General features: G+C 67.1%; 11 protein-coding genes. 9 read left to right on the top strand and 2 right to left on the bottom strand.

Translation table 11 applies throughout. The features are described from left to right. Positions 1–133 precede the first annotated feature (133 nt). From ABQF30_RS17060 to ABQF30_RS17050, 3 genes are all read left to right on the top strand, one after another. A complete protein-coding gene (locus tag ABQF30_RS17060) occupies positions 134–1,960 on the top strand; it encodes a phosphoenolpyruvate carboxykinase (GTP) (RefSeq protein ID WP_448465802.1) in 1,827 nt (608 codons plus the stop codon). 130 nt (positions 1,961–2,090) lie between these two features. Beyond that, positions 2,091–3,602, top strand: coding sequence for a fatty-acid--CoA ligase FadD4 (gene fadD4, locus ABQF30_RS17055; protein WP_448465800.1), 1,512 nt, complete (start codon positions 2,091–2,093; stop codon positions 3,600–3,602). Then, positions 3,599–4,495: an enoyl-CoA hydratase/isomerase family protein gene (locus ABQF30_RS17050; RefSeq protein WP_448465798.1), complete on the top strand. Its 897-nt coding sequence runs from the start codon at positions 3,599–3,601 to the stop codon at positions 4,493–4,495. The genes fadD4 and ABQF30_RS17050 overlap by 4 nt, the downstream gene beginning before the upstream one ends. Here the strand turns inward: ABQF30_RS17050 and ABQF30_RS17045 are convergent. Beyond that, positions 4,473–5,192 (bottom strand): SDR family oxidoreductase, encoded by a 720-nt coding sequence (locus ABQF30_RS17045; protein WP_448465795.1) that lies wholly within the window; start codon positions 5,190–5,192, stop codon positions 4,473–4,475. The genes ABQF30_RS17050 and ABQF30_RS17045 overlap by 23 nt on opposite strands. A gap of 101 nt (positions 5,193–5,293) precedes the next feature. Between ABQF30_RS17045 and ABQF30_RS17040 the strand changes: the two genes are divergently transcribed. The 6 genes from ABQF30_RS17040 to ABQF30_RS17015 all read left to right on the top strand — a co-directional run bounded on the left by ABQF30_RS17040 (position 5,294) and on the right by ABQF30_RS17015 (position 12,115). Beyond that, a complete protein-coding gene (locus ABQF30_RS17040; RefSeq protein ID WP_448465793.1) occupies positions 5,294–6,106 on the top strand; it encodes a helix-turn-helix domain-containing protein in 813 nt (270 codons plus the stop codon). A 93-nt stretch (positions 6,107–6,199) separates the two neighbouring features. Next, positions 6,200–7,102, top strand: coding sequence for a hotdog family protein (locus ABQF30_RS17035; RefSeq protein WP_448465894.1), 903 nt, complete (start codon positions 6,200–6,202; stop codon positions 7,100–7,102). Then, a complete protein-coding gene (locus tag ABQF30_RS17030; RefSeq protein ID WP_448465791.1) occupies positions 7,102–8,196 on the top strand; it encodes a CoA transferase in 1,095 nt (364 codons plus the stop codon). Before ABQF30_RS17035 ends, ABQF30_RS17030 begins: the two co-directional genes overlap by 1 nt. Beyond that, the gene (locus tag ABQF30_RS17025; protein WP_448465789.1) at positions 8,190–9,467 is read left to right on the top strand and encodes an amidohydrolase family protein; all 1,278 of its coding nucleotides are present in this window, start codon (positions 8,190–8,192) and stop codon (positions 9,465–9,467) included. The genes ABQF30_RS17030 and ABQF30_RS17025 overlap by 7 nt, the downstream gene beginning before the upstream one ends. Beyond that, the gene (locus ABQF30_RS17020; RefSeq protein ID WP_448465787.1) at positions 9,464–10,597 is read left to right on the top strand and encodes an MFS transporter; all 1,134 of its coding nucleotides are present in this window, start codon (positions 9,464–9,466) and stop codon (positions 10,595–10,597) included. Before ABQF30_RS17025 ends, ABQF30_RS17020 begins: the two co-directional genes overlap by 4 nt. 27 nt (positions 10,598–10,624) lie before the next feature. Beyond that, positions 10,625–12,115, top strand: a complete 1,491-nt coding sequence (locus ABQF30_RS17015) for an aminotransferase class I/II-fold pyridoxal phosphate-dependent enzyme (protein ID WP_448465785.1) — start codon at positions 10,625–10,627, stop codon at positions 12,113–12,115. Here ABQF30_RS17015 and ABQF30_RS17010 read toward each other — a convergent pair. Further along, the gene (locus ABQF30_RS17010; RefSeq protein WP_448465783.1) at positions 12,112–12,756 is read right to left on the bottom strand and encodes a UdgX family uracil-DNA binding protein; all 645 of its coding nucleotides are present in this window, start codon (positions 12,754–12,756) and stop codon (positions 12,112–12,114) included. The genes ABQF30_RS17015 and ABQF30_RS17010 overlap by 4 nt on opposite strands. Between the last annotated feature and the right edge of the window lie 59 nt (positions 12,757–12,815).

The following is a 12,815-nucleotide window of genomic DNA, read 5'->3' as shown; positions in this document are numbered from 1 at the left end:
ATCGGACATAGCACTGGCTCACAGTGGGTATGTCACCCGCGTTAACCTCTTCCCAAAGGGGTAACCGTGACCGCGTCGTGACGTGGCTTGGGTTCCACTTTGGTTCGACAAAAATCCTACGCAGGAGAATTCGATGACCTCAGCGACCATTCCCGGTCTGGACACCGCACCGACGAAGCATCAGGGACTGCTGGCCTGGGTCCAGGAGGTCGCAGAGCTGACACAACCTGACCGGGTTGTGTTCGCAGACGGCTCCGATGAGGAGTACGAGCGCCTGACTGCACATCTGGTAGAGGCAGGAACCTTCCAGAAGCTCAACGACGAGAAGCAGCCGAATTCGTTCCTCGCGCTCTCCGATCCTTCCGATGTCGCGCGCGTGGAATCGCGGACCTTCATCTGCTCACAACGCGAGATCGACGCCGGACCCACCAACAACTGGATGGATCCCAGCGAGATGCGCGGGATCATGACCGACCTGTACCGCGGTTCGATGCGCGGCCGCACCATGTGGGTGGTGCCGTTCTGCATGGGGCCGCTTGGCGCCGAGGACCCCAAGCTCGGCGTCGAGATCACCGATTCCGAGTACGTCGTGGTGTCCATGCGCACGATGACCCGGATGGGCAAGGCCGCGCTCGAGAAGATGGGTGACGACGGATTCTTCGTCAAGGCGCTGCACTCGATCGGCGCTCCGCTGGAGCCCGGCCAGAAAGATGTGCCATGGCCCTGCAACGACACGAAGTACATCACCCACTTCCCGGAGACCCGCGAGATCTGGAGCTACGGGTCGGGATACGGCGGCAACGCGCTGCTCGGCAAGAAGTGCTACTCGCTGCGGATCGCGTCGGCGATGGCGCACGACGAGGGCTGGCTCGCCGAGCACATGCTGATCCTGAAGCTGATCTCGCCGGAGAACAAGTCGTACTTCATTGCCGCAGCGTTCCCGTCTGCGTGCGGTAAGACCAACCTCGCCATGCTGCAGCCGACCATTCCGGGTTGGCGCGCCGAGACCGTCGGCGACGATATTGCGTGGATGCGGTTCGGCAAGGACGGCCGGCTCTACGCGGTGAATCCCGAGTTCGGGTTCTTCGGCGTCGCGCCAGGCACCAACTGGGACTCCAACCCCAATGCGATGAAGACCATCGCCGCCGGCAACACGGTGTTCACCAATGTCGCCAAGACTGACGACGGTGATGTGTGGTGGGAGGGTCTCGAGGGTGACCCGCAGCATCTGACCGACTGGAAGGGCCGGGATTGGACCCCGGATTCCGACGAGAAGGCCGCGCACCCGAATTCGCGCTACTGCACCCCGATCTCGCAGTGCCCCACGCTGGCTCCGGAGTGGGACGACCCCCAGGGTGTGCCGATCTCGGCGATCCTGTTCGGCGGACGTCGCAAGACCACAGTGCCGCTGATCACCGAGGCCCGCGACTGGCAGCACGGTGTGTTCATCGGCGCCACGCTCGGCTCGGAGCAGACCGCGGCCGCCGAGGGCAAGGTGGGCACCGTTCGCCGCGACCCGATGGCGATGCTGCCGTTCCTCGGCTACAACGTCGGCGACTACTTCGCACACTGGATCAACATCGGCAAGAACGCCGACGAGTCCAAGATGCCGAAGGTGTTCTTCGTCAACTGGTTCCGTCGCGGCGGCGACGGCCGCTTCCTGTGGCCGGGATTCGGGGAGAACAGCCGCGTGCTGAAGTGGGCCATCGAGCGCATCGAGCACAAGGCCGACGGCAAGAGCACCCCGATCGGTATCGTGCCGACGGCCGACGATCTGGACCTGTCCGGTCTCGATGTCGACGCCGCCGACGTGGACGAGGCGCTCGCGGTGCACGCCGAGGAGTGGCGGGCCGAGCTCCCGCAGATCGAGGAGTGGTTCGAGTTCGTCGGCGAGAAGCTGCCGACCGGTATCAAGGACGAGTTCGACGCGCTCAAGCACCGCTTGGCGGAGGAGAGCTGACCGCCTAGCACCGCGAGCGGGCGGGTCTGTTGGTAGGCGCGCCGCAAAATCTCGGCATTCCGCGCACCCTCGCGGTAGTAACCGCGACCTACTTGACACCCGTCAAGTGGCGCCGATTACAGTCTCTGTTATGCAGATCCGCGAGCATGTCGGGGACAAACCCGCCATCATCCTTTACCCCTCCGGAACCGTGGTCAGCTTCGCGGAGTTGGAGGCCCGGGCCAACCGGCTGGCCCACTACTTCCGCGAACATGGACTCCGCGAGGGCGACGTGGTCGCGATCCTCATGGAGAACAACGAGCACATCCATGCGGTGATGTGGGCGGCCCGGCGCAGCGGCCTGTACTACGTTCCGATCAACACCCACCTGACGGCCGCCGAGACCGCCTACATCGTCGACAACAGCGGCGCCAAGGCGATCATCGGCTCGGCGGCACTGAAAGACACCCTGGCCGGCCTCGGCGCCGAACTTCCCAACGGGCTGCCCGAGATCCTGCTCATCGCCGACGGAGAACTCGACGGCTGGCAGCGCTACCCGGAAGCAGTTGCGGGTCAACCGGATACCCCGATCGCCGATGAGATGGACGGCGACCTGCTGCAGTACTCGTCGGGTACCACGGGCAGGCCCAAGGGCATCAAACGTGAACTGCCGCATCTGCCGCCGTCCGAAACCCCGGGCATGATGTCCGCGCTTGTCGGGTTCTGGATGCACCCCGAGGCGGTCTATCTGAGCCCGGCTCCGCTGTACCACACCGCGCCTTCGGTGTGGTCGATGCAGGTGCAGGCTGCCGGTATCACCACTGTGGTGTTGGAGAAGTTCGACCCGGAGGGCTGCCTGGACGCCATCCAGAAGCACGGCGTGACGCACGGCCAGTTCGTCCCGGTCATGTTCACCCGGATGCTGAAACTTCCTGAGGCTGTGCGCAATTCATATGATCTATCCAGTCTGCAGCGGGTCATGCACGCCGCGGCGCCGTGCCCGGTGGAGATCAAGAAGCAGATGATCGACTGGTGGGGCCCCATCGTCGACGAGTACTACGCGTCCTCGGAAGCCATCGGTGCGACGGTGATCTTCGCCGAGGATTGGCTGACGCATCCGGGTTCGGTCGGCAAGGCGATGACGAGCACCCTGCACATACTCGACGAGGACGGCAATGAACTACCGGCCGGCCAGGCCGGTGAGATCTATTTCGAGGGCGGCGCAGATTTCGAGTACCTCAACGACGCGGAGAAGACCGCCTCGTCACGCGACTCGCACGGCTGGAAAACCGTGGGGGACATCGGTTATCTCGACGAGGACGGTTACCTGTACCTGACCGACCGCCGTCATCACATGATCATCTCGGGTGGGGTCAACATCTATCCGCAGGAAGCCGAGAACGTGCTCGTCGGGCATCCGAAGGTGATGGACGCGGCGGTGTTCGGCGTCCCCGACGACGAGATGGGCCAGAGCGTCAAGGGCGTGGTGCAGACCGTCGACCAGGCCGATGCCACCGACGAGTTCGGCGAAGAACTGCTCGCCTGGCTGCGCGATCGGCTGTCGCACTACAAGTGCCCGCGGTCGATCTCGTTCGAGGTGCAGCTGCCCCGCACCGACACCGGCAAGCTGTACAAGCAGGAGCTGATCAAGAAGTACTCGTGATCGAACTGCCCGGGGGCATCCGCGTCAGCGTCGAAAGCCCGAGAGACGACGCAACATTCACGCTGTCCGAGGCCGCCTGCGAGGACCGGCGGGTGGTCACGGTGGCGTCGGTGGATCAGGTCGTGAACGCATTGACACAGCGGTGCGAACGGTGGCCGCAGGCTGCAGCGGTGTGTGACGACGTGCTGCGCAGTGTCGACGTAACCGCGTCCGCGTTCGGCGGGGTGATCACCGAATCGTTGGCGTATTCGACGCTGCAGTCCGGGCCGGAGTTCGCCCGCTGGCTGGCAGAACGGGGACCAGCGACCGCCCCGCAGCTGCCCGACCCGGTGCAGGCCCGCCGCGAGGGCAACACCCTGCACGTCCGCTTCAACCGCCCGCAGCGGCACAACGCCTTCTCCACCGACACCAGGGCAGCCCTGCTCGAGGCGCTCGAAGTGGCCCGGCTGGATCCGTCGGTCGACGAGATCGTTCTGGGCGGGAACGGCCGATCCTTTTGCAGCGGCGGGGATCTCGCCGAGTTCGGCTCGTTCGCCGATCCGGCCAGCGCCCATCTGGCACGCACCCGCCACAGCCCGGCGCTCGCGCTCGACGAGCTCACCGCGCGGCTGGGGCGACGCTGCCGCGCCGAGGTGCACGGGCAGGTGCTGGGCAGTGGGCTGGAGATGGCCGCCTATTGCGGCTGGGTGAGCTGCCACCCGGACTCGACGCTCGGCCTGCCCGAGCTTGCGCTGGGCCTGATCCCGGGTGCGGGCGGCACAGTCAGCATCACCCGGCGTATCGGTCGGTGGCGCACCGCGTATCTGGTGCTGTCCGGACACCCCATCGACGCCGCCACGGCGCTGGCCTGGGGGCTGGTCGACGAGGTCCTCAACGCTGCCGCGCCGGCCTGACGATGATCTCGTTCACGTCGACGTCGGCCGGTTCCCCGATCGCATAGGAGACCGCACGGGCAATCGCGTCAGCAGGAATCGCGTCGGCCCGGTAAGTGCGCATGACCTCAGCCGCCGCGGGGTCGGTGATCGTGTGAGCCAGTTCGGATTCCACAACACCGGGCGAGACCGTCGTGACGCGGATGGCCGGATCGAGCTCCAGGCGCAGGCCTTCGGTGATGGCCCACGCGGCATATTTGGTGGCGCAGTAGACAGCCCCGGTGGGCACCACCTGATGCGCCCCGATCGAGGCAACGGTGATGAAATGGCCGCTGCCCTGCTTCTGGAACTGCGGCAGCGCGGCGGCGATGCCGTTGAGCAGCCCCCGGATGTTCACGTCGATCATGGCGTCCCACTCGTCGACCAGCAACGCGTCGAACCGCGACAGCGGCATCACCCCGGCGTTGTTGACGATCACGTCGATGCGCCCGTGCAAGGACACCGCCCAGTCGACGAATGACGCGACGTCGGCGCGATCGGTCACGTCGAGACGACGTACCCGCAGGTTGTCGCCGACGAGTTCGGCCAACTCGGCCAGCCGGTTTTCGCGGCGCGCGCCCCCGATGACATGGTGGCCTTCGGCGGCCAGCCGGGTGGCGACGGCTGCGCCGATGCCGCTGGTGACACCGGTGATAAGGACGATCTTGCTTTCGGTCATGACTGCCAGGGTTGCGCCTACCGGCCGGAACAGCCAGGACCCCTCGCACCTGGGTGCGCTGCACCCAGGTTTACGGGCCTGGGCACGCCTACTGTGGCGGTATGAGTGACCTCGGTGATTACCTGCGCAGCAGGCGCGCATTGGTCAGCCCGGCCGAGGTCGGCCTGACCAGCGTCGGCCACCGGCGCGTGCCAGGTCTGCGCCGCGAGGAGGTGGCGCTGCTGGGCGGCGTCAGCGTCGACTACTACGTCCGGCTGGAGCAGGGCCGGGAACGGTCCCCGTCTGCCCAGGTGCTCGACGCGCTCTCGGCCGCCTTGCGGCTCGATGACGACGGGCATCACCACCTGTTTCGGGTGGCCGGACTGGCGCCGCGGCCGCGCGGCGTAGGCACACCGGGTCGGGTCGACCCCGCGTTGCTGCAGCTCATGGCGGCATGGCCCGACAATCCGGCATTGGTCTACAACCGGGCCTACGACGTGCTTGCCGCGAATCCCCTGGCCGAGGCGTTGTTCGGCGATTTCGACGGCAATCTGATGCTGCTGGTGTTCACCGAACCGCGGGCGCGTGAGTTCTACGCCGACTGGCCGGCGGTCGCGGCAAACTCGGTCGCGGGCTTCCGCAAGAACTACGGCATGGTCCCCGGCGATCAGCGGGTCACGGCCGTACTTGCCGAATTGCTCGACCGCAGCGCAGAGTTCGCTGCCTTGTGGTCCCGCCACGATGTTCGCGGAAAGTCGTTGGCCGCCAAGACCTTCCATCATAGGCAGGTCGGCACACTGACCTTGCAGATGCAGACCTTCGATGTCCGGTCGGCACCTGGGCAGGAACTTGTCGTCTACCAGGCAGATCCGGGAACCGCGAGCGCCGACGCCCTGAAGCTGCTGGGCAGTCTGGCTGCCACGGCTGCACGATGAACGGTAGCGGCGGTGGCTTACAGTGCCAGTGTGACTGGTGGTCCCTACTTCGACGACCTGGAGGTGGGCCAGGTATTCGACTCCGCACCCACGATGACGCTGACCGAGGGCGCGGCAGCGGCCCACCAGGCGATCATCGGGGACCGGTTGCGGCTGGCCCTGGACACCGAACTTGCCGCCGCGGTGACCGGGGCGCCCGGTCCGCTGGCGCACCCGGCACTGGTGTGCGACGTCGCGATCGGGCAGAGCACGCTGGTGACTCAGCGGGTGAAAGCCAACCTCTTCTACCGCGGACTGGCCTTTCACCGGTACCCGGTGATCGGCGATACCCTGGCCACACGCACCGAAGTAGTTGGGCTGAAGCAGAACTCGCATAAGCCAGGGCGGCCGTCGACGGGCTTGGCGGCGTTGCGGATGACAACCGTCGACCAGGACGACAATCTGGTACTGGATTTCTACCGCTGCGCCATGCTGCCGCTGTCAGACGGTGCCGGCGACACCGGCCATACCGATGACCTGTCGACGATCGGCACCGACGCCGCCCCGAACCCCACCGCGGGCTGGGACGCCGACGCCTACCGGGCGCGTGTCCCGGGACCACACTTCGACCCCGGGTTGGCGGGAACGGTCCTGCACAGCACGGCCGACGTGGTCAGCAGCGCCCCTGAGCTGGCCCGGCTGACGTTGAACATCGCTGCCACCCACCATGATTGGCGATCCGGCGGCAAGCGCCTGGTGTACGGCGGGCACACCATCGGGCTGGCTCTGGCACAGGCGACTCGGCTGCTGCCCAACCTGGCCACCGTGCTGGGCTGGGAATCCTGTGACCACACCGGGCCGGTGCACGAGAACGACACGCTGTTCAGCGAACTGACGGTGGAATCGGCCGACGCCGGGGTGCTGCGGCTGCGCTGTCTCGTGTACGCCGCGAGTGGACAAGACGGCACCGCGGACCGCCAAGTGCTCGACTGGCGGTTCAGCGCTTTGATGTTCTGATGAGCTCGTCGGTGTTGGCGAGGGCCCAGCAGGTGGCAGACGCGTTCGGCGCAGCCGCCGGGGTTGATGTCGACGCCGCCGAGGTCTTGACGGGCCGCGCCGCGCTTCTCGGTCTGGCGCCGCAGGGCCGGATCTCGGCGGGTGGCGCCACCCGCCTCATGCGGGCCGGTGACGGCCGGTGGTGCGCGTTGACGTTGTCACGGCCCGACGACGTCGCTGCGGTCCCCGCACTGCTGCACACCGACACCGTCGACGACCCGTGGCCGGCCGTCGAAGAATGGGCCGCCGGGCACGATGCCGCAGAACTGGCCGAACAGGCCCGGCTGCTCGGCCTTCCCGCGGCCATCATTGGCGAGACCGCGGTGGCACCTCCGCGGATCCGACGACTCGGAGACGGGGGTGAAGCCAGGACACTCACCGGTCTCCTGGTGGCCGACCTGTCTTCGATGTGGGCGGGCCCGCTGTGTGGGCAACTGCTGATGCGCGCCGGAGCCACCGTCGTCAAGGTCGAAAGCCGGGCCCGCCCCGACGGGACCCGCACAGGCCCTCCAGCCTTCTTCGACTGGATGAACAGCGGAAAGCTTTCCTACGCCGTCGATTTAACCCAGCCGGACGGCCTCGCGGCGCTGCTCGGCATCGCTGACATCGTGATCGAGGCGTCCCGGCCCGCCGCGCTCGAACGGCGTGGGCTGGGGCCCGATGCGGTCGCGGCGCATGATGGCCGGGTGTGGGTGCGGATCACCGGACACGGTGCTGTCGGCGAGCAGGCCAACTGGGTTGCTTTCGGTGACGACGCCGCAGTATCCGGAGGGCTGGTCGAATACCGTAGTGGGGCTCCGGTTTTCCTTGGCGACGCTGTCGCGGATCCACTCACCGGTCTGCACGCCGCGCGCGCCGTAGCCGACTCGTGCGCCCGCGGGGGAGGCGAATTGATCGAGTTCTCCATGGCCGCCGTGGCGGCCGGTTACGCGGGATTGTCGGGCGGCGACGCCGCGCCGATCGCGCCGGCGCCGTCACCGCCCGGGCCGCAGCTCGGCGCCGACAACGCTGCTGTCGATCGGTTGATCGCGGAAAGAAGCTCGCCACCATGCTGATTCAGCGTGCCAGCCTGCTCGACGGAACCGTGGTCGACGTCCGGTTGGGCGAGCGCATCGAAGAGGTCGCCTCGTCATTGCCGCCCATGCCGCATGAAGAGGTGCTGGACGCCGCGTTCGGCACGATCATCCCCGGCCTGCATGACCACCATCTGCATGTGTATTCGGCTGCTGCCGAGCACGGTTCGGTTCGAGTCGGCCCGAACCAGGTGCGCGATGCCGCCGGGCTTCGCCTCGTACTGTCGGCAGCTGCGCCGGGCAGCGACGGCTGGGTCCGGGCGGTGGGCTACCACGAGGCGGTGGCGGGATCGCTTGACCGCAACCTGCTCGATGAGCTGGCACCGAATGTGCCGGTCCGGGTGCAGCACCGCAGCGGAGTGCTATGGACCCTCAACTCGCCCGCGTTGATGGCAGTGGGACAACCCGATCATCCCGACGGGCGGCTGCGCAGCGCCGATCGAACCTGGTCGGAGGCACTGCCGCGCAGAGAGTCTGCGGTCGGCGAGTTCAGCGATCGACTGGCCGGCTACGGCGTCACCGGTGTCACCGACGCCACCCCGGACCTCGATCCCGACGACCGGCCGAACGGTCTGCGGCAGCGGATGCATCGCCTGGCTCCGGGCAAGCGGATCTTGCACGACGACGACCTGGACCTGGAGGCGTTGACAGGGTGGACCGCCGCACGGCACGACGCCGGCGCTGCGGTTGCGGTGCACTGTGTGACCGCAGCACAACTCGTCGTCACCATCGCGGCGCTGCGCGCCGCCGGCAGCCACCCCGCCGACCGCATCGAACACGCGGCGATGGTGCCCGCCGACTGCATCGCCGACCTCGTCGAACTCGGCGTGACCGTGGTGACCCAACCCAACTTCGTCGCCGAACGGGGCGATCAGTACCGCACCGATGTCGCTGAGCACGAACAGGACCAGCTGTGGCGATTGGCAACACTTCTGGCAGCCAAGGTGCCGGTGGCGCTGTCCACCGACGCGCCGTTCGGCGCCGCCGACCCGTGGGCGGCGATGCGCGCCGCCGTGCATCGGCGCACCCCGCAGGGTGCGGTGCTCAACCCGGCTGAGCGCATCTCGGCGCGCACCGCGTTGGAGTTGTTCTTCGGTGCGGCCGAACATCCGGCCACACCGCGCAGGATCGCAGCAGGCGAACCCGGCGACGTGTGCGTGCTCTCCGAGCCGCCGCCGCAGGTACTCGATGCACTCGATGCGGATTTGGTGGCGGCGACCATCATCGGCGGCACTGTGGTGTTCAGCCGGTGAGCGTCTGGCGCGTGCCCGGCATGCCCGCGTTGTTGGCCGCGGCAGCACTGGGATTCACCGGCTTCGCGGTGCTGCTGCCGGTGGCTCCCATGTGGGCGGTGCACATCGGGGCCGACAACCTCGGGGCCGGTCTGGTCAACAGCGTGCTGATGGCGTGCACGGTTGTGTCGCAGCTGCTGGTTGCGCGGCTGCTCCGGAAGGTCGGCACGCCCGTCACATTGGCGATCGGGTTGGTGCTGCTCGGGGCGCCCGCACTGGTGCACATGTTCGCCGATTCGCTGTGGTCGGTGTTGGTGCTGGCCGCATTGCGCGGGTTCGGGTTCGGCATTCTCACGGTGTGTGGCGTCGACGGCATTGCCGGCCTGGTTGCGCAAGAGCGGCGCGGGCGTGCGGTCGGAGCATACGGATTGGCCATCGCGGCACCACAATTCGTACTCACACCGGCCGCACCGTGGCTGGCCGAGCATGTCAGCTTCGAAGCGGTGTTCGTGCTCGCCGCAGCGCCGCTGCTGGCCGTTCCGTTGGCCCTGGCGTTCACCCGGCCGGTGCCGGCGCCGCCGGATTCGCAGGACGGCCACCTACGAGTGCCGCGCGGTTTGTTGAGCCCGATCGCCGCACTGGTCGTGATCACCGCCTCCGGCGGTGCGATTCTCACGTTTGCTCCCCAGTTCAGCAGTGCTGCGGTGTCTTTCGCGGCGCTACTGGGGGTGACGGGTGCGGCCGCGCTCGCCCGTTGGCTCATCGGTGGTCTCGCCGATCGATTCGGGCCTGCCCGGTTCATCGACCCGATGCTCTACCTCGGCGCGGTGGGTTTGGTGCTGATCGCCGCGGGGATTCTGCACGGCGGCGTGATCGTCATCGCAGGTGCGGTTCTGGTCGGTGTCGCCTATGGAGCGTTGCAGAACGTCACCCTCGTGCAGGCGTTCGCGGCAACCGGTGAGCAGGCCCGCGGTGCGGTCAGTGTGGCGTGGAACGTGGGATTCGATGCCGGGACGGGACTGGGCGCGTTGGCGGTCGGGGCGCTGGCCACATCAGGGTCCTTCCCGTTGGCGTTTGTCGTGATGGCGGTCGGGTGCGCGCTGGTCGGGGCGATGTGGAGTGTTTCGCGCGGTTTGAAGCGCGGCTTATAGAGACTTGCGGACGGGTACCCCCTGGTGATGGACCAGACCCAAGCTCCACTGCTGGACGCGCTGAACGACTATCACGCGGCCGATCGGTACGGATTCTCCCCGCCGGGGCACCGCCAGGGTCGCGGCGTCGATGAGCGGGTGCTGCGGGTACTCGGCCGTGAACCGTTCCGAAGCGATGTCCTGGCCAACGGCGGATTGGATGATCGACGCAGCAGCAACGGCTACCTGACGCGTGCCGAAGACCTGATGGCCGAGGCCGTCGGCGCGAAGGTGGCATGGTTCTCGACCTGCGGTAGCTCGTTGTCGGTGAAGGCCGCGATGATGGCCGTGGCCGGTAGCCGGGGCGAGCGGAGCGACGGGAAATGCGATGGTCACGGCGGCCTGCTTCTCAGCCGCGATTGCCACAAGTCTGTGGTTGCCGGCCTGATCTTCTCTGGTGTGGTGCCGCGCTGGATCACGCCGCGCTGGGATGCCGACCGGCACCTGTCCCACCCGCCCTCGCCGGAGCAGGTAGAGGAAACCTGGCAGCGTTACCCCGACGCGGCGGGCGCATTGATCGTCAGCCCAAGCCCGTACGGCACGTGCGCCGATCTGGAAGCCATCGCCGAAGTATGCCACGCCCGCGGAAGGCCGCTGATCGTGGACGAGGCCTGGGGTGCGCACCTGCCCTTCCACGAGGATCTGCCGACCTGGGCGATGAACGCGGGTGCCGACGTCTGCGTGGTGAGCGTGCACAAGATGGGTGCCGGGTTCGAGCAGGGTTCCGTATTCCACCTGCAGGGTGACCTCATCGACCAGGATCGGCTGTCCGCCTGCGCCGACCTGTTGATGACCACCAGCCCGAATGTGCTGGTGTACAGCGGGATAGACGGTTGGCGCCGCCAGATGGTGCAGCGCGGGCATGAACTGATGGGTGCGGCATTGGATTTGGCGAACGCGACGCGCCGCGACATCGAACAGATCGAGGACGTCGAAGTACTCGACGACGAACTTCTCGGAGTCGAGGCTTCGCACGATCTGGACCGGCTGCAGATTCTGATCGACGTTTCGGGCACCGGAACATCGGGATACCAGACCGCCGACTGGCTGCGCCGAAACTGCCACATCGACCTGGGGATGACCGACCATCGCAGGGTGTTGGCGACCCTGTCGTTCGCCGACAGCCAGGACACCACAGCCCGCTTGATGGACGCGCTTACCCAATGGCGCAAGGCCGCGGTGAACTTCGATCCTCCTACTCCGGTCGATCTGCCGACGCCCGAGGAAATCCAGTTGGAAACCGTGGCATCGCCACGTGACGCGTTCTTCGGTCCCGTCGCACAGGTGCCGGTCAGCAAGGCCGCCGGGCGGATATCAGCCGAGCAGATCACCCCCTATCCGCCGGGCATTCCCGCGGTGGTGCCCGGGGAACGGATCAACCAGGCGGTGCTCGACTACCTCGTCACGGGACTTCAAGCCGGGATGAACCTGCCGGATCCCGCTGATCCCGAACTGAAAACGGTGCGCGTGGTGGCTTAGGCCGACATCGCACAGAGCGATCCGGCGAACTGGAGATCGTCGACGAGGCCGTCGAAAGCCTTGTCGCGGTCCTCTTTCGGTCCGCGCAGCAGCGACGACGGATGTACCGTGGCCACCAGCGCGGGATCGCCGGTGGCGAGTTCGGTCGGGAGGCGCAGAACCTCACCACGGTGCTGGGTCACCCGAAAGTCGTTACCCAGCAATGATTTGGCTGCGGTCGCGCCGAGTAGGACCACGACCTCGGGCTCGACGGCGTCCAACTCGGCCAGCAACCACGGCCGGCATGCCACCATCTCGGTGCGACTCGGCGTCTTGTGGATCCGGCGCTTGCTGCCCTCGGTGCGGGTGAACTTGAAATGCTTCACCGCGTTGGTCACATAGACCTGATCCCGATCGATTCCGGCAGCGTCGAGGGCGTCGTCGAGCACGCGGCCCGCAGGCCCCACGAACGGTAATCCAGCGCGGTCCTCCTGATCGCCGGGCTGTTCACCGATCATCAGCAAGCGCGCCGACTTGGTGCCCGCCCCGAACACCGTTTGGCTGGCGTCGCGGTACAAACCACAGCCCTGGCAGCCGCGCGCGGCCGTCGCCAACGTCCTCAGATCCTGGGTCGACGGTACGAATTCTTCTGCTCCGGCCATGTGCACGGAGTACCCACTTTGCCGTTTCAACGCGCCCCGCCTGGGTATGAACGTCTCTA

This window comes from Mycolicibacterium sp. XJ870 (genome assembly GCF_053483975.1).
Note: the sequence above shows the minus strand (reverse complement) of the source record. Positions and strands in the feature narration are given on the sequence as shown.